The following is a 23,176-nucleotide window of genomic DNA, read 5'->3' as shown; positions in this document are numbered from 1 at the left end:
GGTTCAAATTTGTTAAAACAACGCATTTTAACGTCAGCTGTGCTTGCACCTCTGGCACTACTTTTGGTGTTTTATACGCCGTTGGCAATGTTTAGTACCATTGCCGCACTTATCGTTTTACTGGGTGCATGGGAGTGGTCAGCGCTTGCTGGTCTGTGTCAAAAGCGTCAGCGAATTGCTTTTGTAGGCATCATGGCTGTATTGATACTAGTGCTTAATAGCCATTGGCCGATACAAGAGTTATGGCAACAAGGGCGTTTAGTTGCAGATGCAAATTACGTTTTTACGTTAGCGTTTGCATGGTGGCTAGTCGCAACTTTCTTGGTGGTAAAGTACCCTCGTGCTGCGAGAGCTTGGAACGAAGGTATTATGATGCGTTCAATCGCGGGAGTATTAACATTGATCCCGCTTTGGCTGGCGCTGAATGTGATGCGAAGTGCGGGATACCAAGAAGGCGAGCATATTGGCTCGGTGCTCATTATGGTCGTACTAGGGATTGTTTGGAGTGCCGATATTGGTGCTTACTTTGCTGGCAAAAACTTGGGCAAGCGTAAGCTTATGCCCAAAGTCAGCCCAAACAAAACCATTGAAGGCTTAGTTGGCGGCTTGGTTACCGCTGTGGTATTTGTATTGATTTTCTGCCATTTTGCAGCGATTGATATGAATATGTGGCCGATATATGCGGTCATGACAGTGGTTATTGCACTTTTTTCCGCGGTAGGTGATTTACTAGAAAGCATGTTCAAACGTGAAGTTGGCCTTAAAGACTCTGGTCGTTGCTTGCCAGGCCATGGTGGCATTTTAGATCGCATAGACAGTCTTACTGCCGCAGCGCCGATTTTTGCATTTTGCTACGCGTGGACGGTTGTACTATGAATCAACAAAGCTTGGTCGTACTTGGTGCAACAGGCTCCATTGGACTATCAACACTCGATGTTGTGAGTAGAAATGCACATCAGTATCGCGTTTTTGCCTTAGTTGCTGGTCAAAATGTTGAGAAAATGACAGAGCTTTGTTTAGCATATCAACCACGCTATGCAGTAATGAATTCTGAGCTGGCCGCTCAACAGCTTGCTCAACACTTAGCTCATACTGCTACCAAGGTGCTCAGTGGTGTTAGCGCGATGGCAGATATGGCGCGACATGATGATGTTGATATTGTGATGTCCGCTATCGTCGGTGCAGCGGGTTTACTACCTACCCTAGCGGCGGTTGAAGCAGGTAAAAAGGTCCTGCTTGCAAACAAAGAATCTTTGGTTATGAGTGGTCAGCTATTTATGGATAAAGTAAAAGCGCATGGCGCGACTTTGCTCCCTATAGACAGCGAACATAATGCCATCTACCAATGTTTACCAAACTCAATACAAACAGGGCAAAGCAACACCCTGTGCGAAAGTGGTGTGAGTAAAATCTTATTAACCGGGTCTGGTGGACCATTCTTGCAGCGGCCATTAGAGACGCTACCGAATGTTACTGTTGAAGAAGCTGTAGCCCATCCAAACTGGTCTATGGGTCGAAAAATCTCTGTTGATTCAGCAACTATGATGAACAAAGGGCTTGAGTTTATTGAAGCTAAATGGCTTTTTAATTGTTCTGCGGATGATATTGACGTGGTGATCCATCCTCAGAGTATGATCCATTCTATGGTGCAATATCGTGATGGTTCTGTTATTGCACAGATGGGGCAACCTGATATGCGTACACCCATTGCCTATGGGTTGGCATACCCAGAGCGAATTGATGCGGGCGTTGAGCCTTTGGACTTTTCACAAATAGTTGATTTCACTTTCACAAAACCAGACTTTGAACGTTATCCAAATTTGCGATTAGCAATTGATGCTTGTCGTAGTGGTCAAGCTGCGACAACGACGGTTAACGCTGCTAATGAAGTAGCGGTCGCAGCCTTTTTAGATAAACAAATAGGCTTTTGTGACATCTACCGAGTGAACGCCTTAACACTTGAGCAAACCACGCTTGGCGTATTAGAATCCGTTGAGTCTATTATGGAAGCAGACCAAGCTGCACGTTATCGAGCTAAGCAAATCATTACAACATTGAGGTAACTATGTTTGAATTTTTCTGGCACTTAGGTTCATTTATTCTTGCTCTAGGGATTTTAGTTACGGTGCATGAATATGGCCATTTTTGGGTTGCCAGAAAAGCCGGTGTTAAAGTTCTACGATTTTCTATTGGTTTTGGAAAGCCTTTGCTTAAGTGGTATGACAAACACCAAACTGAATATGTCATCGCAGTAATTCCACTGGGCGGCTATGTCAAAATGCTCGATGAGCGTGTTGATGATGTCGCAGAGCAGGAAAAGCACTTAGCTTTCAACAATAAGCCGGTCTTGTCACGTATTGCTGTGGTAGCAGCAGGTCCAATCGCTAACTTTTTATTTGCCATCATCGCATTGGCAGCCATGTACATGATTGGAGTGCAGTCAGCTAAACCCGTCGTAGGTGCAATCACACCAGCAAGTATCGCCGCAAAAGCGGGGTTTAGATCTGGCGACCAAATCATTGCACTTAACGACGAGTTAGTACATTCATGGCAAGATGTCACCTTTGAACTGATGGCACATCTCGGTGAACCTAGCTTAGTTGCAAAAGTACAAGATGAAAAAGGTAGCTTGGCAATACGCACATTAGCCTTGTCCAACTGGAAGCTAGATAAACAAGATGAAGCGCCGTTAACGTCAGTTGGTATATCGCCATATCGGCCACCACTAACATTGCAGTTGGGTTACATCGAACAGGGTGCCGCTGCAGATAAAGCCGGTTTTAAGGTACAAGACACCGTCGTTGCAATTAACGGTGAACAGTTAGAGACCTGGCAGCAGCTGGTGAGTCGGGTGCAAAAATCTGCCAATCAGTCATTGGTTGTCGATATTCTTAGAGATGGTCAGACTCAAACCTTAACTGTTATTCCACAAGCAAAAACATCTCCCGATGGTATTGTCCAAGGTTATCTTGGTGTAGTGCCCGTGATGGAAAAATGGCCGAATGGGTATATTGAAACTAGACAATACGACATTCTAGATAGTATGGTGCTTGGCATTCGTAAAACTTACGATCTCATTGCCCTTAGTTTTGATATGATTGGTAACTTACTAACCGGTCAAGTCTCAGTTAAAAACTTAAGTGGGCCGGTGGGGATCGCGGTAAGCGCTGGAAATAGCGTTAGTTACGGATTAGTTGCATTTTTAGGCTTCTTGGCGCTTATTAGCGTTAACTTAGGGGTTTTTAACTTATTACCGCTCCCTGTCTTAGATGGTGGGCATTTAATGTATTACTTAATTGAACTAATTCGTAGAAAACCAGTCTCTGAAAAGACACAAGAGTTTGGGTTTAAGATAGGAGCTGCGCTTCTGCTTGCCTTAACGTTTTTTGCACTATTTAATGACGTTTCCCGGCTTTAAGCCGTGCGGTGCTAAAAAGCGCACATAACATACAGTTTAAATGTTTGCAGGTTTGGTTAAACATACAACGGAAAACACAATACACAAGCTGTAACGTTTGAATGTTGTGATGTAATGGGCCTTAGCGTATCGCGCCAAAATTGTTGTAAAGGATAAAGATAATAAAATGCCTATAAAAAAACACATTGCAGTAACCAGTTTACTGGGCGCTAGTTTTGCTGCCTTAGGGCAAAACTCCTTTATCGTAGAAGATTTAAAAGTAGAAGGGTTGCAGCGTGTAGCATTAGGTGCTGCATTAACACACATTCCGATCAACGTTGGTGACAATATTGATCAGTTTACGATTTCACGCACAATCAAGGCGCTGTACAAATCAGGGCATTTTGACAACATCGCGGTATTTCGTGATGGCAACCAAATTATCTTTAAAGTCAAAGAGCGTCCTACAATCAGCTCTATTGAGTTTGATGGCAACAAAGACATTAAAGATGAACAGCTCAACGAAAGCTTAGAACAGCAAAACATTCGCCAAGGTGAGCCGTTAGATAAGACGGTGCTTGATAGCATCGAAAAAGGTCTCACAGAGTTTTTCCACAGCATTGGTAAGTACAATGCGAAAGTGGAAGTCAGTATTGTTGAGTTACCTCGCAACCGTGTAAAGTTGAAGCTTAAATTCGAAGAAGGTGATGCCGCGTCTGTACGTCAAATCAACCTTGTTGGTAATGAGCTGTTTTCAGATGAAGAGTTACTTAATCTCATTGAGTCACAACAAGACTTACCTTGGTGGCGCTTTTTATCTAATGACCGTTATCAGAAGCAAACCATTGAAGGTGACTTAGAAAAAATCCGCAGCTACTACCTAGACCGTGGTTATTTGCGCTTTAATATTGACTCGACACAAGTTTCAGTAAGTCCAGAGCGTGAGTCGGTATACGTTACCGCGAATATCACTGAAGGTGAAAAATATACTGTCAAAGGGTTTGACTTTATTGGTGACTTACTAGGGCGTGAAGATCTGATTAAAGAAATCGTGCCACTGCGTGCAGGTGAACTTTACAATGGCTCGGTAGTGACCGCAACGGAAGATTTTATTAAGAGCTATCTTGCGCGCTTCGGTTATGCCAATGCGGAAGTTCGCACCGTGCCAGAAATTAACGATGAAGATAAAGAAGTACAATTAACGTTGTCTGTCGACCCAGGCAAGCGAGTATATGTACGTCGCATCGTAGTAAACGGTAACCAAAATACTGCGGATGAAGTACTTCGTCGTGAAATGACTCAGCTAGAAGGCGCTTGGCTTTCTAATCAAAACCTTGAACGCTCTAAATTACAAATACAACGCTTGCCATATATGGAAACGGTTGAGTTTGAAGTTAAGCCAATTCCGGGTGTAGAAGACCAAGTCGATGTTGACTTTACCGTAAAAGAACAGCCTGCGGGTAGCTTCCAAGCCGGTGTTGCGTATGGCTCCTATGCGGGTCTGCAATTTAACATTGGTGTTAGTGAATCAAACTTCCTTGGCTCTGGTAATCAAGTGGCGTTCAATATCAACACGTCACGTGGCTCTGAGCGTTATAGCGTTTCCTACACAGATCCATACTTTACGCCAGATGGTGTGTCACAAGGTAGTAGTATTTTCTACAGTAAGTTTGACGCCAGTGAGTTTGGTATCGTCGACTATAAATCAACGAGCTATGGTTTAGGTACTAATTTTGGTTTCCCTATCAATGCCATAAACCGTGTTAATTTTGGTATTCGTTGGATAGAAGAAAGCCTATCGCAAATTTCAGACTTTGAGCAAACTCGAGTACTACGTGAAAGCTTCTTAAACGAAAGTGACCCAGATGCTGATTATGACTTTACGAAATATGAGCTAAGTGCCGGTTGGTCACGAGTTACGGTTAACCGTGGTATGTTCCCAACCGCTGGTTCTCGCCAAAGTGTGAATCTAAGTGTGACTACACCAAATTCGGATCTTAACTTCTTTAAGATCAACTATGATTCTCGCTTTTACTGGCCAATTAGTAACGACCACCGCTGGGTATTCTCAGCAAGAGCAGGCTTAGGCTATGGTAATGGTTATGGCGAAACCAATGGTTTTGAACAAGTATTACCATTCCAGGAATTCTTCCGTATTTCTGAACAAGAATTACGCGGTTTTGATCGTAATACTATTTTACCTAGAGCGGTTCAGCGTGCGCCTAAATGTCTACCAGGTACAGCTAAACCAGACGGTAGTGCTGGTAGCTGTATCGGTGCTGATCCTGAGTTCGACACGTTATCTTTAGGTGGCCGTATTGGTGGTAATGCCAAAGCGCTTGCAGGGCTTGAGCTAATTGTGCCAACGCCATTCTTAGATGAAGAAAACACCAGTTCAGTAAGAACCAGCTTCTTTGTTGATGCGGCCAACGTTTGGGATACCGAATTTGATGTAGACCGCTACAACAACTTGACGGAAGATCAATACAAATTACTTTCTGATTTCTCTGATCCAACGAGGTTCAGAGTGTCAACGGGTCTATCGATTCAGTGGATCTCACCAATGGGACCTATGCTGATCAGTTTCGCCTACCCGCTTAAAAAAGAAGAAGAAGACGATACGAAGACGATCAGCTTCAACATCAGTAATACATTCTAAGGAGTTTTATTGTGAAAAAATTTATCAAATCATCAACACTAGCGATGACAGCAGCACTTATGATGGGTGCATCAGGTAGTGCGTTTGCACATAAAGTTGGAGTTGTAGATATGCAAGAAGTGTATAAACAAATTCCACAGATGGCGAAAATTGAGCAAACACTTCAAGCTGAATTTGCTGAGCGTCGTCAAGAGCTTGAAAAAATTCAAGGTGACATTCGTTTTGAAGCAGAAAAGTTCAAGCGTGAGTCAACAACGATGAGCGAAGAGCAAAAAGAAGCGCTACGCGAAAAAATTCAAGGGATGCAGAAAACACTGGCTGAAAAAGGTCGTCCGTTAGAGCAAGAAATTAAAGTTCGTCAGAACCAAGAGCTTGCAAAAGTACAGAAGCTAATTGTAGATGCAATTGAGTCTGTTGCTAAAAAAGGTAAGTTTGACGAAGTTAAAGTAAAAGATACGACAATTTACTTTAATCCTGATAAAGTAGCCGACCTTTCTGATGAAGTGGTAAAAGCGGTTAGCAGCAAGTAATGACAAAACTTTACACCTTATCTCAACTAGCTGAGTCCTTAGGTGCTCAGCTACAGGGTGATGGCGATAAACCAATTAGGAATATTGCCACCTTGGCGATGGCGCAAGAAGACCAAATCGCATTCTTAGCCAATAGTAAGTACCGTAGTCAGCTCGATAGTACAGCTGCTGGTGCCGTGATCCTGAGCGAAAAGGATGCGGAATATTTCTCCGGTAACAAACTTATTATTGCGGATCCCTATGTTGCATATGCAAAGCTGGCGCAAAAGTTAGATTCTACGCCACGCTCGGCAGATGGTATTCATGATTCAGCCATTATTTCAGCTACAGCAACCCTAGGCAAAGATGTCAGTGTGGGTGCAAATGCTGTTATTGAAGATGGTGCAGTGATTGGTGATGGTGTTGAGATAGGGCCTGGTTGTTTTATTGGTAAATATACCAAAATAGGCACAAGGACTAAACTCTGGGCGAACGTAACCGTCTATCATGAGGTTCAGATTGGTGAAGATTGCTTATTCCAATCTGGTTCTGTTATCGGAAGTGATGGCTTCGGCTACGCAAACGAAAAAGGCGAGTGGGTTAAAATTCCACAAGTTGGCACAGTAATTATAGGTGACCGCGTTGAAGTTGGTGCAAGCACCTCTATAGATAGAGGGGCACTTGAAGATACCATCATCCACAGCAATGTTATTTTAGATAACCAAATTCAGATTGCTCACAATGTTGAGGTCGGTTATGGCACGGCAATAGCTGGCTGCACTGTACTTGCGGGTAGTGTAAAAATCGGCAAATACTGTCAGATAGGTGGTATGTCAGCGATAAACGGCCACAATGAGGTCTGTGATGGTGTTGTTATTACCGGTATGAGTATGGTGACCAAAAGCATTACGCAGCCTGGGATCTACTCTTCTGGTTTGCCTCACCAAACAAATAAAGAGTGGCGTAAGTCGATTGCACACTTACGCAATTTATCTGACTTTAAGTCGCGTCTGAAGGCACTTGAGTTGCTAACAGCACAGCTTAAAGATACTGATGTAGAATAAGGAAGCTATTTTGGCTAACGAATTAAACAGCTTTGATATCCAAGAGATTTTAAAACTTCTTCCACACCGTTATCCCATGTTATTGGTTGATAAGGTGGTGGACTATAAACCGGGTGAGCATCTTCATGCGATTAAAAATGTGACCATCAATGAACCTATTTTCACCGGTCACTTCCCAGAGCAGCCTATTTTTCCTGGAGTACTGATCCTAGAAGCAATGGCACAAGCGACGGGCTTACTTGGTTTTAAAACTGTCGAGAATCGCAGTGAAAATGAACTATACTTATTTGCAGCGATCGACAATGCACGTTTTAAACAGCCAGTACTTCCTGGCGATACAATGCATTTGCACGTTAATTTTGTAAAAGAACGCCGTAATATCTGGAAGTTTAGTGCTGAGGCTAAAGTTGAAGGTAACATCGTGTGCTCAGCTGAAATCATGTGTGCTAGAAGAGAGTTTTAATGTCTATTCATCCTACCGCAATTATCGAGTCAGGCGCGCGTTTAGGCGAAAATGTATCCGTAGGTCCTTATAGTTACATTGGCAACGATGTTGTCATCGGTGATAACTGTAAAATTGAATCACATGTTGTGATTAAAGGGCCATCTGAGATTGGTTCAGGTAACCACATTTTCCAATTCGCGTCAGTAGGGGAAGCCTGCCAAGATAAAAAGTACAAGGATGAACCAACCAAGCTGATCATTGGTGATAATAACGTTATTCGCGAGTGCGCCACGATTCACCGTGGCACAATCCAAGATGAAGGGATCACCAAAATCGGCAGTAACAACTTATTCATGGCCTACACTCACGTAGCTCATGATGCTGTAATTGGCAGTAATGTTATTTTTGCCAATAATGCCAGTGTGGCAGGGCATGTGTATATTGGTGACTGGGTTATCTTAGCTGGTAATTCAGGGGTGCATCAATTTTGTAAAGTAGGGTCACATGCTTTTGTTGGTATGTACTCTGGCGTTAATCAAGATGTCCCACCTTTTGTCACAACCACAGGCACGCCAGCGAGACCTGTTGCGATTAATACTGAAGGTTTAAAACGTCGTGGTTTTGAGTCAGATGAAATTATGGCTACTCGACGCGCTTATAAAACGTTATTCCGTAAAGGTTTGCGCCTAGAAGATGCGCTAGAAGCTTTAAAAGAAGAGGCTTCACAGTTCTCAGCCGTACAGCAAATGATTGACTTTATTGCGACCTCTAACCGTGGCTTGATCCGCTAAACTTGAACCGCAATAAGAGTTATACTTACGCCATACAAATTGTATGGCGTTTTTTTATACTGAAAGACAATAATGGCTAACGAAAAAAACATTACCATTGGCGTGGTTGCAGGGGAATTATCAGGCGATATACTCGGCGCAGGCCTTATTAATGCTCTAAGAGTTCATTACCCCAACGCTCAATTTGTGGGCATTGGCGGACCTAAGATGCAACAAGCAGGATGCAACAGTCTATTCGATATGGATGAATTAGCGGTCATGGGGCTAGTCGAGGTACTTGGTCGCTTACCTCGGCTGCTAAAAATCAAAAAGCAATTGGTGAATTATTTCATCAATAATCCACCTGATGTATTCATAGGTATTGACGCTCCAGACTTTAACCTTAGAGTTGAAAAGCCATTAAAAGCCGCTGGGATAAAAACCATTCAATATGTAAGCCCTAGTGTTTGGGCATGGCGTCAAAAGCGTATTCACAAGATCGCTGAAGCGACTAATCTAGTGCTCTCCCTGTTGCCTTTTGAAAAAGCTTTTTACGACAAGCATGAAGTACCTTGTACATTCGTAGGCCATACGCTGGCGGATGAGATCCCTCTTGAACCGGATATCGAAGGTGCAAGGGCGCAGCTACATATCAGCCCTGACGATACAGTATTGGCTTTACTGCCTGGAAGTCGTGGTTCAGAAGTGGGATTATTAAGTCGTACTTATCTTGCAACGGCAAAAAAATTAGTTGATAAAATTCCCAATTTAAAAATAGTTGTGCCACTGGTAAATGAAAAGCGCAAAGCGCAGTTCTTAGATGCGCTGCAAGAAGTCGCACCAGAGCTTAATCCAATTATGCTAGATGGTCAGTCTGCACTGGCGATGCAAGCGGCTGATACTGTTTTATTGGCGTCAGGCACAGCGACACTAGAAGCGATGCTCTATAAAAAACCTATGGTTGTAGGCTATAAACTAAATCCGAAGAGCTACTGGATATTTAATACCTTTTTTACCTTTAATATCAAATACTTTGCTTTGCCAAATCTACTAGCCGATGCGCCGCTCGTGCCGGAGTTTTTGCAGGCAGAATGTAACCCAGATGCGCTTGCTGATGCACTGTTTCCGATGTTAAAAGGTGATAACAGCAAACTTATTAGAAAATTTTACGAAATACACGAAAACATACGCTTAGATGCCAGCAAGCAAGCGGCTCAAGCAGTGATGGAGTTAATAGATGCAAATTGAACGTCCTGATGTGCAGTATATTGCAGGCGTTGACGAAGTCGGGCGCGGCCCATTAGTGGGCGACGTTGTGACAGCAGCCGTTATTTTAGATCCAAATAAGCCGATTGCGGGTTTGACTGACTCTAAGAAATTGTCAGAAAAAAAACGCATCGCATTGGCACAAGAAATAAAAGAAAAAGCGCTGTGCTACCATATTGCCAGAGCAACGGTTGCCGAAATCGATGAGCTAAATATTCTCTATGCAACCATGTTGGCGATGACTCGAGCGGTGGAAGGCTTGGAAGTTCAGCCTCAGCATGTATTTGTAGATGGTAATCGATTGCCCAAATTGAATGTTGCAGCGACTGCAGTGGTCAAAGGTGATAGCCTTGTGGCGGAAATTAGTGCAGCTTCTATCTTGGCGAAAGTGACTCGAGACAACGAGATGTTAGCACTGGATGCTGAATATCCTGAGTTTGGTTTTGCAGGCCATAAAGGCTATCCGACGAAAGCCCACTTTGCTGCGCTTGAAGCACATGGGGTAACACCCCATCATCGCACAAGCTTTAAGCCTGTGCAGCGCATCATAGCTGGGAAGGAGTAAGTATGCCAGCCCCGCAGTTTGTCCATTTACGTGTACACAGTGATTTTTCAATGGTGGATGGCCTAGCCAAGACTAAGCCGATTGTTGCAAGAGCTGAAGAGCTTGAAATGCCAGCCCTGGCCATTACCGATCAAATGAATTTATGTGGTTTGGTACGCTTTTATGGTGGCGCACATGGGGCTGGGATCAAACCAATCATCGGAGCGGATTTTTGGTTGAAGTCAGATCAGTTTCCTGATGAGCCTAGCAGGATCTTAGTGCTAGCTAAAAACAACCAAGGATATAAAAACCTTACCTTACTCATTTCGGACGCCTATCTTCGTGGTCACGTATTTCACCGTCCGGTTATTGATAAAGCGTGGTTAGCAAAATATAAAGAAGGCTTGATCTTGATCTCAGGTGCCAAAGACGGTGACTTGGGAAAAGCCATCTTAAAAGGCAATCCGAAACTTATTGAAGAAACACTCGAATTTTACGAAACACACTTTCCCGATCATTTTTATATCGAGTTACAACGTACCTCCAGAGCACAAGAAGAAGAATATCTCCATAGCGCTGTAGAGCTTGCAGCGGCAAGAAACTTACCGGTTGTAGCGACTAATGAAGTGGTGTTTCTCCACGAAAAAGATTTTGATGCCCATGAAATCCGAGTGGCTATTCATGACGGCTACACATTAGAGGACAAAAATAGACCTAAGCGCTTTTCCAAAGAGCAGTATCTAAAGACGTCTGAACAAATGCAGGCGCTTTTTAGCGATATACCCGAAGCGCTCGAAAATACGGTTGAGATCGCCAAGCGATGTAACGTTACCGTACAACTTGGTACGTATTTCTTACCTGACTATCCAACCGGCGATCTAGCCATTGAAGACTTCTTGGTAAAAGTGTCGCGCGATGGTCTAGAAGAGCGATTACAATTCTTATTTCCTGAAGAAGACGAACGTAGAGAAAAACGCGGTGAGTACGATGAGCGCTTGCAAATTGAGCTAGACGTTATCAACCAAATGGGATTTCCTGGTTATTTCTTAATCGTAATGGAGTTCATTCAGTGGAGTAAAGATAACGGTATACCTGTAGGCCCGGGTCGTGGTTCTGGTGCGGGCTCTTTGGTCGCTTATGCGCTGAAGATCACTGACCTTGATCCGCTTGAGTTTGATCTGCTATTCGAACGATTCCTCAACCCAGAACGGGTATCTATGCCTGACTTCGACGTCGACTTTTGTATGGATAGGCGCGATGAGGTAATCGATCACGTTGCAAAACTCTATGGCCGTGACGCAGTATCTCAGATCATTACCTTTGGTACTATGGCGGCAAAAGCCGTGATCCGTGATGTTGGCCGTGTACTCGGGCATCCCTATGGCTTTGTAGATAGGATTTCTAAGCTGGTACCGGGTGACCCTGGTATGACCTTGGCAAAAGCGTTTGATGTTGAGCCACGTTTACCTGAAGCGTATGACAGTGATGAGGAAGTTAAAGAGCTAATTGATAAATGTCGTATTCTTGAAGGTTGTACGCGTAATGCTGGTAAACATGCCGGTGGTGTTGTTATCTCGCCTACGACGATCACCGATTTTGCGGCACTGTATTGTGACGAAGAGGGTAAGTTTCCGGTTACTCAGTTTGACAAGAACGATGTAGAGACCGCAGGCCTTGTTAAGTTCGACTTCTTAGGATTGAGAACGCTGACTATTTTGCAGTGGGCGCTCGATATGGCAAATGAACGTTTAGCCAGAGAGAACCGCGAACCCGTTGACATTGCAGCAATCCCTTTAGACGATCCGGCAAGCTTTAATGTACTACTCGATGCCCAAACTACGGCGGTCTTCCAGCTAGAATCTCGCGGAATGAAAGACCTCATTCGCCGCTTAAAACCTGACTGTTTTGAAGACATGATCGCATTGGTTGCGTTATTCCGCCCAGGTCCACTGCAATCGGGAATGGTAGATAACTTTATCGACCGTAAGCATGGTCGAGAGGAAGTCTCTTATCCTGACGCACAATATCAACATGATAGTTTACAACCTATTCTAGAGCCGACTTACGGGATCATCCTGTACCAAGAGCAGGTTATGCAGATTGCACAGGTACTTGCAGGTTATAGTTTGGGTGGCGCTGACTTACTACGTCGCGCAATGGGTAAGAAAAAACCCGAAGAAATGGCAAAACAGCGTGCAACGTTCGAAGATGGTGCCAAAAATAATGGTGTTGATGGCGAACTGGCCATGAAGATCTTCGATTTGGTAGAGAAGTTTGCAGGTTATGGTTTTAACAAATCACACTCTGCTGCTTATGCCTTAGTGTCGTATCAAACGCTGTGGATGAAGACCCACTTTCCTGCAGAATTTATGGCCGCAGTAATGTCCGCCGATATGGATAATACTGACAAAATTGTTACCTTGGTGGATGAATGCGAAAACATGAAGTTGACGCTACTACCACCAGATGTCAATGCCGGAGTTTACAAGTTTACGGTCAATCTTAAAGGTGAGATAGTTTATGGAATTGGTGCCATAAAAGGTGTCGGTGAGGGACCGGTAGAGGCAATTCTTGAAGCGCGTGAAGCAGGTGGTGAATTTAAAGATTTATTTGATTTCTGTGCTCGCGTGGATTTAAAGCGTCTTAATAAACGTGTAATTGAAAAACTCATTTATGCAGGTGCGCTCGATAAGCTGGGCCCAGATGGAGATCAACCCGGACGTGCGACTTTACTGGCAAGCCTACAAGATGCAATGAAGTCTGCTGAGCAGCATCACAAAGCTGAATCGCTAGGACAAAGTGACTTGTTCGGGTTATTGGCTGTCGAACCCGATGAAGTAGAGCAGGCCTTTATTAAAGCGACGCCACTGAGTGATAAAGAGTGGCTGCATGGCGAAAAAGAAACGCTGGGCCTTTACCTTACTGGTCACCCCATTAACCAATATCGTAAAGAATTAAAATACTATACCTCTGGTAAGTTGGTTGACTTGCAACCGGGTAATCGTGATACGGTAGCTACCGCAGCAGGATTAGTTATTAATGCACGTACGCTAATAAATAAAAAAGGTGCGCGCTGGGGACTTATCACTTTAGATGACAAAAGTGCCCGAATTGATGTACGCTTATTTCCTGAACAGTTTGAAATGTACCAAGAATTGCTGCAAATTAACCAAATCTTGGTAATATCTGGACAGGTCAGCTTTGATAACTTCTCTGGTGGCATTACAATGACCGCAAGAGAAGTCTCTACCATTGCTCAAGCGCGAGAAAAACGCATTAGTGCAATAAAAATGACGCTAAATATGGCTCAAATTGACGCGAACTTCTTTGATAATTTCAAAAAAGTATTAGAACCATATAAATTTGGAACATGTCCAGTAATCATAAAATATCAGCGTCCTGATGCATTAGCAGAGTTAACATTAGGAACACAATGGTGTGTGACGCCCAGTGATGAACTTTTAACTCGTTTGTCACTGTTGGCGGCGCAAGAATTAGAATTAGAATTTAACTAAACAGGTAGTTTAGAGCATGAGCCTCAATTATCTTGAATTTGAACTTCCAATTGCAGAATTGGAAGCAAAGATCAAAGAATTACAAAACGTTAGCCGTTCGGGTGACTTAGATCTTAGCCTTGAAGAAGAGATCAGCCGCCTAAAAGACAAGAATGTCGAGTTGACCAAGAAAATTTTTGATGACTTGGGTGCATGGCAGGTGTCGCAGTTAGCACGCCATCCGCTTCGTCCATATACTCGCGATTATATTGAACGCATTTTTACCGAGTTTGACGAATTTGCAGGTGACCGCACATTTGCCAATGATCCAGCTATTTTAGGTGGTGTGGCACGGTTAGACGGTAAACCCGTGATGATCATTGGCCAGCAAAAAGGCCGTGATACCGCTGAGAAAATTAAGCGTAACTTTGGCATGCCAAAGCCAGAAGGTTACCGTAAAGCACTGCGCCTTATGGAAATGGCTGAGCGCTTTAAAATGCCAATCATTACTTTTATTGATACTCCGGGAGCATACCCAGGTGTTGGTGCTGAAGAGCGTGGTCAAAGCGAAGCTATCGCACGCAATCTTAAAGTAATGGCTGCACTAAAAGTACCGACTATTTGTACGGTAATTGGTGAAGGCGGCTCGGGTGGTGCATTGGCTATCGGTGTCGGTGACAGAGTAAACATGTTGCAGTACAGCACATACTCAGTTATATCACCAGAAGGGTGTGCTTCTATACTATGGAAGAGCGCAGAAAAAGCATCGTTGGCAGCAGAGGCTATGGGTGTATCTGCATCTCGCGTTAAAGAATTAGACTTGATTAATAACATCATCGAGGAGCCACTAGGTGGCGCACATCGCAATTATGATGCGATGGCGAAAAACCTTAAGGCACAGCTAAAGCGTGACCTTGCGGATCTTGAAGCGTTAAGCTCAGAAGAGATGCTCGATCAGCGATACAAGCGTTTGATGTCGTTCGGATATTGTTAATACAAATTGAGTTGTGTATTGATAAGCAACTGGATTTAAGATAAAAAGCCGCTATTAAGCGGTTTTTTTATTGGGGTTATGGCTGAGGATATGAGAAATAGCCACGTGTACCATCAGGTGCAGCGAAATCTGGAGCAATTTATTGCTACTTCGCCAGGGCTTTGTGTAGCTTTATCTGGTGGCGTAGACTCCGTGGTGTTGCTGCACCTTTGTAAGCTTTATGCAGATAAGCACGGTCTTGCTCTACAAGCTGTGTATGTTAATCATGGGTTATCTGAACATGCTCAAAAGTGGCAGCACTTTTGTCAATCATTATGCCATTCGTTGGCTGTGCCGTTTACTGCTAAATCTGTCTTTATTACCCAAAAAAGCCGCACTAGTTTGGAAGCTCAGGCCCGCGATGCTCGCTACCAAGCATTAGATGAAGCCGCGCAGCCGGAATATATTCTCGTGTTAGGCCAACATGCTGATGATCAGGTTGAGACGTTTTTGCTGCGATTAAAACGCGGCTCAGGTTTATTGGGTTTAGGTGCAATGAAGCCATACACTCAGCTTAAAAGTGGACGAGCGTGTATGCGGCCTTTACTCAATACGACACGGGATGAAATCGAGGCATTCGCCCAGCAGTTTGGCCTTAGCCACATTGATGATGAGTCTAACAAAGATGATGTATTTGATCGTAACTTTCTACGTAATCAAGTTATTCCGTTGTTGAAGTCGAGATTTAATGGTTTTGTTGCCAGTGTGCTGCGAACTGTTGAGATTTTACAAAGCCAGCAAGCTATCATAGATGAAATAAGCGCAGAGGATTTAAAAAAATGTCAGCACCAAAACACATTAGACATTACTTCTTTGTCTCAATTATCGCCGGCGCGGCGAGATAACGTCATACGCCGGTGGCTGGCACATCAGAATGTTGATATGCCTAGTCAAAAGCAGCTAGATCAAATAGTGCAGCAGGCGTTTTCAGCAAAGCAAGATAACCAACTAAAAATCGCGCTTTCACAAGGTGCTGTGCGTAGCTATCGAGGCGCTCTGCATTGGGTTACACCGGTTAAAAAGAAGCAAGATATCGTTATTGCAGACCACAGTGTACTCAACGAGCATAGTCACCCTCTAGCGATGATGTCAGGTAATGGCTGTCGGTTACCATTGTCAGATGAGGTAGTTAGCGTTCGTTATGGTAGGTTAAAAGATAAAATTAGGCCAAAGGGCAAGCCTGGCTCAAACACATTAAAGCATTGGCTAAAAGACTTACGTATCCCAAGCTGGGCGCGTGAATCTATCGCGGTAATTTATTACAATGATACACCGGTTGCAGTAGTCGATTTGTTTGTTAATGCTGAATACGCTGACAACGATGGAATTAATTGGATAATAAATGATGACAGAAAATCTGAAAATAGGTAGACAGCTTGCAAGAAAAGCGCCTTACGCTTTGGCAATCACATTCATTATTTTTGCCTTACTGTTTGTATTTGGTGAAGTAGTGTGGATGAATCAAGTGTTTGCATCAGCTTCAGGGGTGATGAGCGTAGTTTTTTTATTGCTTTACTGGCATGAGAAAGGTGGTCTTTACTTTATTCTCGGCTTACTGTCGCCTTTATTTGCAGTCGTATTTTCGACACTACCCGACTTCCTTGCATTGGCGTGGGTTGTGAATGGGTTTTTTAATGGAGCTGCTTTCACTTTAATCGCTTATCTGTATGTAGATAAAGACGCTCAGCGCTCGTGATAACGCTGAGCAAAAGGGGAAAGCGTGTTGTTTATACTGCGCGTGCGCAGTTTCGTCCGGCGGCTTTAGCGCGGTAAAGCCCGCTATCGGAACGCGCAAATATATTGTCGGCATTGTCATGGCTTGATGCTAAGGTAAAGCCAATACTTGTCGTTACAGTGTATTTAGCCAACATCGTCGACTTTCTGACGGCATCCATAATTCTTTCTGCGATCACTTTATTAGTGGTAAACGCAGGATCGTCGATTAAGATGGCAAACTCATCACCACCAAACCTAAACACAGCATCTGTCGCTCGCGTTGAAGTTTGTAAAATACGTGAAAATTCGATCAACACCTCATCACCAGCTTTGTGCCCATAAACGTCGTTGACCTGCTTAAAATTGTCTAAGTCCAAAAGCATCAAACTAAAGTTTCTGTGCTGACGACGACAACGCTCAAGCTTTTCTTCAAGGTTGTCTGTAAATTGACTACGATTATACAAGCCCGTTAGTGAATCCTTGGTTGCTAATTGTAATACCCTGTTATACATCAAGGCATTACGCATTGGGTAGATTAGGCAAGCATGTAACTTGACCAGTTTGGCTTTAATCGCCTCACTAAAAGGAAACTCACTAAAATATACCAATTGCCCCAAGTGCTCTTTTCCTAGCTCCAAATCAAAGCTATTTGCAGGGTAGTGGCTATCGCTATTTTTCATCTGAAAAACACCGAGATTACAGTGAAACTGAATACCAGCAATTTTCGATATTTTAGCAACGTGTTCTGCATAGATTGTAAGTAACTCTTCTATGTCCAACGTTGTTTGTAGTTTATCTACTAAGCGAGCATATTGCTCACCGTTTTGCTTATTATACTGCTCAGAATTGAACGGCAAATAATCGCCTCTGATCGGCAGTCTTTGTGTCAAAATATGGACGTTTTCCATATTTCTTCCCCCTAAATACAACAATACGCATAGACTATGCGAACTTTATGCCAAAAATCTAAACTGGCTTAAAAACAAACGCTTGCTATATTTAATAGGGAGAAAAATAAATCCACTTAAATTTCCCGTCATTTTTTTGCTCAGGAGGTCGATTGCAAAGTATCTTCGCGCAAGTTTTTGCCTTGTTGTTATGTGCTGTTATTTTAGTCTGGTGCTTTAAAAGGATTGGATTGCCGCCTATTTTGGCATACTTACTAACAGGCGTAATCGCGGGTAGTCATGGTATCGGTTGGATGAGTGATAGCCATGAAATTCACTTTATGGCTGAGCTTGGGATCGTATTTTTGCTGTTTAGTTTGGGTCTTGAATTTTCGGTTCCAAAATTAATGGCAATGCGTAACGTGGTTTTTGGTTTAGGTAGTTTACAAGTCATTCTCACAACGGTAATTGGCATGTTAGTGTTGCGTTTTATGCAACACGACTGGGTTGCCGCGTTTGTTATCTCAAGCTTAATCGCACTTTCCTCAACAGCCGTAGTGGTTAAACTATTGAAAGAGTTGGGGATGCTTAATGCTCGGCACGGCCAATTGGGGATAGGCATGTTACTGTTTCAAGACATTGCCGTCGTGCCGTTATTGATTGCCTTTCCACTCATTTCTTCAGCAAGTAATTCACAACTGGCGTCAGCATTAGGTTTTGCTTTTGCAAAAGGCGCGATTGTTTGCTTTGTTCTATGGGCTGTTGGTAAGTGGTTACTACCTAAAATATTCAACGAAATTGCGCTTGTTAGAACGGATGAGTTATTCGTATTGTCAACTTTGGTGGTGGCCTTGTGTGCCGGCGCATTGACCTACTCATTTGGGTTATCTATGGCTCTTGGGGCATTTTTGGCCGGTATGATGCTTGGAGAAAGCCAATACCGTCATCAACTCGAAGCGGAGATACGACCCTTTAGAGACATTCTAATGGGGCTGTTCTTTGTCACTGTTGGGATGCAATTAAACATTCCCTATGTGCTTGACCAATTCATCTACATTGTCGCCGCACTTGCTGCTGTGCTGGTAATTAAAGTATTGGTTATTGCTGCTATTGCGCAGCTCATGGGTGAGCGTAAAAAAGACGCATGGGGAGCGGGTATTTTGATTTGGCAAATGGGTGAGTTTGGATTTGTTTTACTTGCTTTGGCGAGCAAGCACCAACTATTGGCGCAACACGTTGTGTCATTTTTGATTGCAGTAGGTGTTTTATCTATGGCGCTCACTCCTTATCTTATCGGTAAAACGGCACAAATACTTAATATCTTGCGTATAGAAAAAGACTGGCAACCAGAAGTGCCCAGTGGTTATAAAACTTCAGATTTAAAAAACCATGTGGTGATATTTGGCTATGCTAGAGTTGGCCAGACCATTGCACGCTTCTTACGACCAGAAGCCATCCCGTATGTAGCAATTGAGCGTAATCCGCAAATAGTTCAGGATGCACAACTTGCCGGAGAGCCTGTTTTATATGGTCATGCGGCGCAAAAAACGTTACTAAAATCAGCCCATATAGACAAGGCGCGTTTGGTGATCATCACATTTGACGATTTTGAGCAGACACAAGTTATCGTGGATGCGATTCGTCGCCGTACAGAAGAGGTCAAAATTTTAGTACGAATGAAAGATGATAACCATATGGAACAGTTAAAAAGTATGGGAGTAGCGGAGGTTGTACCTGAAAGCTTAGAGGCTAGTTTGATGTTGGTTTCCCACGTTCTTTATATGTCGGGCGTGCCCATGCGCAGGATCTTTCGTCGAGTCAGTCAAGAACGAGAAAACCGTTATCCTTATTTACATGGATTTTTTGCAGGTGAAAGTAGTGACTTACATGAAATGAAAGGAGAGCGGTTAGAGTACCTGCATGCGCTAGCACTACCAGACAATGCTTATGCCGTAGATAAGTCGATAGCTGAGCTTGGACTTAGTGGTAAACGTGTCGATATCACCGCACTTAGGCGAGACGGCGAGGAAATTGAACAGCCTGATGAGCATACTGTACTGCGAGTGAACGACGTTTTACTGCTGCGTGGGAAACCCCGGCGCGTTGAAAGGGCAGAGCAATTCTTGCTCGACGGCCTTCCGTAATGATGTTGCATCAGCGTAATATATGGAGTAGGAGCAGGTTTACCCTGCGATCTTGCGGGTTTTTCTGTTTTCACAGCTCGTCGCATAAAGCGTCTCCTACCACACGAAGTAGGAGCAGGTTTACCCTGCGATCTTGTGTTCTTCTCTTTTCATGGCTCGGCGCATAAAGCGCCTCCTACCACATGGAGTAGGAGCAGGTTTACCCTGCGATCTTGCAGGTTTTTCTGTTTTCACAGTTCGCTGCATAAAGCGCCTCCTATCACATGGAGTAGGAGCAAGTTTACCTTGCGATCTTGTGTTTTTCTGTTTTCACAGTTCGCTGCATAAAGCGCCTCTGACAACACGAAGTAGGAGCAAGTTTACCTTGCGATCTTGTGTTTTTCTGTTTTCACAGCTCGCCGCATAAAGCGTCTCCGACAACATGGAGTAGGAGCAGGTTTATCCTGCGATCTCGTGTTTTCTCTGTTTTCACAGTTCGCTGCATAAAGCGCCTCCGACAACATGGAGTAGGAGCAGGTTTACCCTGCGATCTTGTGTTCTTCTCTTTTCATGGCTCGGCGCATAAAGCGCCTCCTACCACATGGAGTAGGAGCAGGTTTACCCTGCGATCTTGCAGGTTTTTCTGTTTTCACAGCTCGCCGCATAAAGCGTCTCCGACAACATGGAGTAGGAGCAGGTTTATCCTGCGATCTCGTGTTTTTTCTGTTTTCACAGTTCGCTGCATAAAGCGCCTCCGACAACATGGAGTAGGAGCAGGTTTACCCTGCGATCTTGTGTTTTTCTATTTTCACAGTTCGCTGCATAAAACGTCTCTTACCACATGGAGTAGGAGCAGGTTTACCCTGCGATCTTGCAGGTTTTTCTGTTTTCACAGCTCGCCGCATAAAGCGTCTCCGACAACATGGAGTAGGAGCAGGTTTATCCTGCGATCTCGTGTTTTTTCTGTTTTCACAGTTCGCTGCATAAAGCGCCTCCGACAACATGGAGTAGGAGCAGGTTTACCCTGCGATCTTGTGTTTTTCTATTTTCACAGTTCGCTGCATAAAACGTCTCTTACTACACGGGTAGGTGCAGGACGCACTGACTTAATTTTGAGCATCTGGCATATTCAAAGATACGATATTTTTTTGCAATAAATGCATTTGGGTGAATAAAAAGGTTTCACCATTAAAGTCCGCCAAATATCGGCTATTACTGGGTATTGTTGTAAGACGCTGATATATCTTTTTATTAAGATGATAAGACCAGAGCTGGTTATTGTTATTTACACCGTACAATATACCGTCATTATAAACGGCAAATGGTTGAGCTAACTGATCGCGAAGCTCACGTAGCTCAGTCGGGAAAGGCGATATGTTTAGGTTAATAAACCAAAAACGCTTACTCATATCTTGATAAATAAAATGTCCATCATCTACTTGTGCAGCCCAAACTACATTTTCAGAAACCACGAGCGAGGCTTCTTTGGTATCTTTGTTAATAATGTAAAGTCCAGCTTGCCCATTTTCTCTTGCTGTGACTAATAACGTTGTTGGCGTCAACCATTGCATAACGGAATCAATAGCAAGAGAATCAGAGATAAAAGTTTTTTCTCCTTCTAAAGACCACAGTGTAAGTCCTTTTTGCGTTGTGCCTGCTATCTCATTCCCCGTAGGAGACCAAGCAATTCGCTTGCTAATGTTGTCATGCTGTGAGTTGGTCAGTTGCGAAACACTTTGACTATTATAAAGCCATATTTGTCTTGAACCCGTGCGTGTAGATGTAAAGGCAATATGATCACCATGAGGCTGAAACTGCGGGTTGTCTTCTCCCATTATTGTCCTAGCAACCTTTTTTGTTATAGCGGTTTGGTGATTTCGTATTTGGGCAAGACTTAAGGTAAAAATATCAGTATCAGCGTGTATCTGCGTTGCTAAAATATGTCTTCCGTCAGCTGAAAAGGCAGCTCCTCTTAGATTTTTTCTACCTCCAGTATCAAGCGTAACCATTTTCCCGCTGGTTTCTAGTCTATAAAGTCCGTTGGTCGTCGAAGCCAGCAAGTACTCGCCGCTTGGATGAAAACTGATGTCAATCGGTTGCAATGGCGACAGCTCGTACGGGAGAGCAATTTTTGCAGTGCTCGTTGTTGCTTTATCTGGACTGTATATAGTCAGATGATGCGAGTTGTGTTCGTCAATACTTACAAGTGCAAAAATATTTTTACTTGCAAGGTAGTCAAGAGTGTAGCTTTTTCCTTTCTGTATATGGTTGATTGTATTGTTTATATTTTCTTTTGGGTTAAAAAGGGAAAGCACCGTTTGTTGAGGGCGCAAATGCGATAAGTAGCTGATTTCCCCATTTTTCATCCAATTTGCACGCCACATAGGTTTTTCTTTACAAGCGATAACGGTACGTGGTGTTTGTGGTGTGTTGAGTGCAGTCTCAAATTCCAGTGTATTTAGGGACCAGCAAAAGGGGGAGGATTGTTGAGCCTTGCAATGACTGCGCTCGGTAAAAGTCAGTCGCTTTGTGTCAGGTGACCAACTTGGTTTACCGTACACGCCTTGGATAGCGGTTAAACGAAATTCTTTGTGCGAGGTTAAATTTTTTACCCAAAGTTGACTGTGACAATTATCGCTAAAGCGCTGAAAAGCAATCCATTTACCATCTGGTGAATAGCTGGCATTAGCATCCCATGCGTCACTTGTGGTAATCGGGGTAAAGTGAGGTTGACTAGGTATTTGTGGGCTGAGTTTGAGTTTAGCTATAAAGGTAGAGGTAAAAGCCACAATCAATACCATGAGCGCCGCTACAGCAAATTTTGCAGCGCGCGGACGATTTTTTCGAACCACTTTACGGGCGACAGGTTTATTAGCTATTGACGTAACGGGTACCTCTAAACTATAGCCTTTTTTGCTGTGCGTTTTTATAAACTCTAAGTCACGATCAGCATATTTGAATACTTGGCGAACTTGGAAAATGCAGCGCTGTAATGTATTTAGAGAAACAACTCTGTTGTGCCAAACGGTGTTAAGCAGTTGCTCAAAGCTCACCACTTCTCCTGGTTGCTTTGCTAACTCACAGAGTACTGCTATTGCTTTTGGGGGGAGGGTATATGCCTGTTGGTCAATAACAATATGATTGCGAGTTACATCCACAAGGTGATCTGCAATCAAAAACTGCTTTAATTCCATTTCAAAATTCTTTTTTCAGCAAATTATCAGCGAAAAATCAGCAAACTTTGTTGTTTTCCCGCACTGTTTTTTCCT

The 23,176-nt window shown here is 43.5% G+C and carries 17 protein-coding genes; 15 read left to right on the top strand and 2 right to left on the bottom strand.

Annotated elements, in window-relative coordinates; genetic code table 11:
• The first annotated feature begins 9 nt into the window (after positions 1-9).
• From F9Y84_RS15275 to F9Y84_RS15210, 14 genes are all read left to right on the top strand, one after another.
• Positions 10-876: a phosphatidate cytidylyltransferase gene (locus tag F9Y84_RS15275; protein ID WP_147389321.1), complete on the top strand. Its 867-nt coding sequence runs from the start codon at positions 10-12 to the stop codon at positions 874-876.
• Positions 873-2,063: a 1-deoxy-D-xylulose-5-phosphate reductoisomerase gene (gene ispC / locus F9Y84_RS15270; RefSeq protein ID WP_147389320.1), complete on the top strand. Its 1,191-nt coding sequence runs from the start codon at positions 873-875 to the stop codon at positions 2,061-2,063. Before F9Y84_RS15275 ends, ispC begins: the two co-directional genes overlap by 4 nt.
• Positions 2,064-2,065: 2 nt before the next feature.
• Positions 2,066-3,418 carry a sigma E protease regulator RseP gene (gene rseP, locus F9Y84_RS15265; RefSeq protein ID WP_147389319.1) on the top strand — a complete coding sequence of 451 codons (1,353 nt, stop codon included), beginning with the start codon at positions 2,066-2,068 and terminating at the stop codon, positions 3,416-3,418.
• A gap of 166 nt (positions 3,419-3,584) precedes the next feature.
• Entirely contained in the window at positions 3,585-6,056 is a 2,472-nt protein-coding gene (bamA, locus tag F9Y84_RS15260) for an outer membrane protein assembly factor BamA (protein WP_125253103.1), read from the top strand.
• Between the two features lie 11 nt (positions 6,057-6,067).
• Entirely contained in the window at positions 6,068-6,586 is a 519-nt protein-coding gene (locus tag F9Y84_RS15255; protein WP_125253102.1) for an OmpH/Skp family outer membrane protein, read from the top strand.
• Complete coding sequence (gene lpxD / locus F9Y84_RS15250) at positions 6,586-7,629, top strand: UDP-3-O-(3-hydroxymyristoyl)glucosamine N-acyltransferase (protein ID WP_128731463.1); 1,044 nt, start codon at positions 6,586-6,588, stop codon at positions 7,627-7,629. Before F9Y84_RS15255 ends, lpxD begins: the two co-directional genes overlap by 1 nt.
• Positions 7,630-7,639: 10 nt before the next feature.
• Positions 7,640-8,092: a 3-hydroxyacyl-ACP dehydratase FabZ gene (gene fabZ / locus F9Y84_RS15245; RefSeq protein WP_128731464.1), complete on the top strand. Its 453-nt coding sequence runs from the start codon at positions 7,640-7,642 to the stop codon at positions 8,090-8,092.
• Positions 8,092-8,865, top strand: a complete 774-nt coding sequence (lpxA, locus tag F9Y84_RS15240) for an acyl-ACP--UDP-N-acetylglucosamine O-acyltransferase (RefSeq protein ID WP_147389318.1) — start codon at positions 8,092-8,094, stop codon at positions 8,863-8,865. The genes fabZ and lpxA overlap by 1 nt, the downstream gene beginning before the upstream one ends.
• A gap of 72 nt (positions 8,866-8,937) precedes the next feature.
• A complete protein-coding gene (gene lpxB, locus F9Y84_RS15235) occupies positions 8,938-10,092 on the top strand; it encodes a lipid-A-disaccharide synthase (protein ID WP_147389317.1) in 1,155 nt (384 codons plus the stop codon).
• Positions 10,082-10,675, top strand: a complete 594-nt coding sequence (gene rnhB, locus F9Y84_RS15230; RefSeq protein ID WP_147389316.1) for a ribonuclease HII — start codon at positions 10,082-10,084, stop codon at positions 10,673-10,675. Before lpxB ends, rnhB begins: the two co-directional genes overlap by 11 nt.
• Before the next feature lie 2 nt (positions 10,676-10,677).
• Positions 10,678-14,169, top strand: a complete 3,492-nt coding sequence (gene dnaE, locus F9Y84_RS15225; RefSeq protein WP_147389315.1) for a DNA polymerase III subunit alpha — start codon at positions 10,678-10,680, stop codon at positions 14,167-14,169.
• 16 nt (positions 14,170-14,185) lie between these two features.
• Entirely contained in the window at positions 14,186-15,142 is a 957-nt protein-coding gene (gene accA, locus F9Y84_RS15220; RefSeq protein ID WP_125253095.1) for an acetyl-CoA carboxylase carboxyl transferase subunit alpha, read from the top strand.
• Positions 15,143-15,232: 90 nt separating this feature from the next.
• Positions 15,233-16,552, top strand: a complete 1,320-nt coding sequence (gene tilS / locus F9Y84_RS15215) for a tRNA lysidine(34) synthetase TilS (protein ID WP_147389314.1) — start codon at positions 15,233-15,235, stop codon at positions 16,550-16,552.
• A complete protein-coding gene (locus tag F9Y84_RS15210) occupies positions 16,524-16,877 on the top strand; it encodes a hypothetical protein (protein ID WP_225740690.1) in 354 nt (117 codons plus the stop codon). Before tilS ends, F9Y84_RS15210 begins: the two co-directional genes overlap by 29 nt.
• A gap of 31 nt (positions 16,878-16,908) precedes the next feature.
• Here the strand turns inward: F9Y84_RS15210 and F9Y84_RS15205 are convergent, their stop codons facing one another.
• Positions 16,909-17,805: a GGDEF domain-containing protein gene (locus tag F9Y84_RS15205; RefSeq protein WP_128731468.1), complete on the bottom strand. Its 897-nt coding sequence runs from the start codon at positions 17,803-17,805 to the stop codon at positions 16,909-16,911.
• Positions 17,806-17,957: 152 nt separating this feature from the next.
• Between F9Y84_RS15205 and F9Y84_RS15200 the strand changes: the two genes are divergently transcribed.
• Complete coding sequence (locus F9Y84_RS15200; RefSeq protein ID WP_147389313.1) at positions 17,958-19,928, top strand: monovalent cation:proton antiporter family protein; 1,971 nt, start codon at positions 17,958-17,960, stop codon at positions 19,926-19,928.
• A gap of 1,085 nt (positions 19,929-21,013) precedes the next feature.
• On the opposite strand, the gene F9Y84_RS15195 is transcribed toward F9Y84_RS15200, so the two are convergent.
• Positions 21,014-23,101, bottom strand: coding sequence for a winged helix-turn-helix domain-containing protein (locus F9Y84_RS15195; RefSeq protein ID WP_147390786.1), 2,088 nt, complete (start codon positions 23,099-23,101; stop codon positions 21,014-21,016).
• Between the last annotated feature and the right edge of the window lie 75 nt (positions 23,102-23,176).

The sequence above is a fragment of the Pseudoalteromonas peptidolytica genome (genome assembly GCF_012641745.1).
GTDB classification, from domain to species: Bacteria; Pseudomonadota; Gammaproteobacteria; order Enterobacterales; family Alteromonadaceae; genus Pseudoalteromonas; species Pseudoalteromonas peptidolytica.
This window is presented reverse-complemented; position numbering and strand designations above follow the sequence as displayed.

Excerpts from the sequence above, each read along its gene's own strand:
- ispC (WP_147389320.1), top strand. The coding sequence starts at position 873 with ATGAATCAACAAAGCTTGGTCGTACTTGGTGCAACAGGCTCCATTGGA.
- rseP (WP_147389319.1), top strand. The coding sequence starts at position 2,066 with ATGTTTGAATTTTTCTGGCACTTAGGTTCATTTATTCTTGCTCTAGGG.
- bamA (WP_125253103.1), top strand. The coding sequence starts at position 3,585 with ATGCCTATAAAAAAACACATTGCAGTAACCAGTTTACTGGGCGCTAGT.
- lpxD (WP_128731463.1), top strand. The coding sequence starts at position 6,586 with ATGACAAAACTTTACACCTTATCTCAACTAGCTGAGTCCTTAGGTGCT.
- lpxA (WP_147389318.1), top strand. The coding sequence starts at position 8,092 with ATGTCTATTCATCCTACCGCAATTATCGAGTCAGGCGCGCGTTTAGGC.
- lpxB (WP_147389317.1), top strand. The coding sequence starts at position 8,938 with ATGGCTAACGAAAAAAACATTACCATTGGCGTGGTTGCAGGGGAATTA.
- rnhB (WP_147389316.1), top strand. The coding sequence starts at position 10,082 with ATGCAAATTGAACGTCCTGATGTGCAGTATATTGCAGGCGTTGACGAA.
- dnaE (WP_147389315.1), top strand. The coding sequence starts at position 10,678 with ATGCCAGCCCCGCAGTTTGTCCATTTACGTGTACACAGTGATTTTTCA.
- accA (WP_125253095.1), top strand. The coding sequence starts at position 14,186 with ATGAGCCTCAATTATCTTGAATTTGAACTTCCAATTGCAGAATTGGAA.
- tilS (WP_147389314.1), top strand. The coding sequence starts at position 15,233 with ATGAGAAATAGCCACGTGTACCATCAGGTGCAGCGAAATCTGGAGCAA.
- F9Y84_RS15210 (WP_225740690.1), top strand. The coding sequence starts at position 16,524 with ATGATGACAGAAAATCTGAAAATAGGTAGACAGCTTGCAAGAAAAGCG.
- F9Y84_RS15205 (WP_128731468.1), bottom strand. The coding sequence starts at position 17,805 with ATGGAAAACGTCCATATTTTGACACAAAGACTGCCGATCAGAGGCGAT.
- F9Y84_RS15195 (WP_147390786.1), bottom strand. The coding sequence starts at position 23,101 with ATGGAATTAAAGCAGTTTTTGATTGCAGATCACCTTGTGGATGTAACT.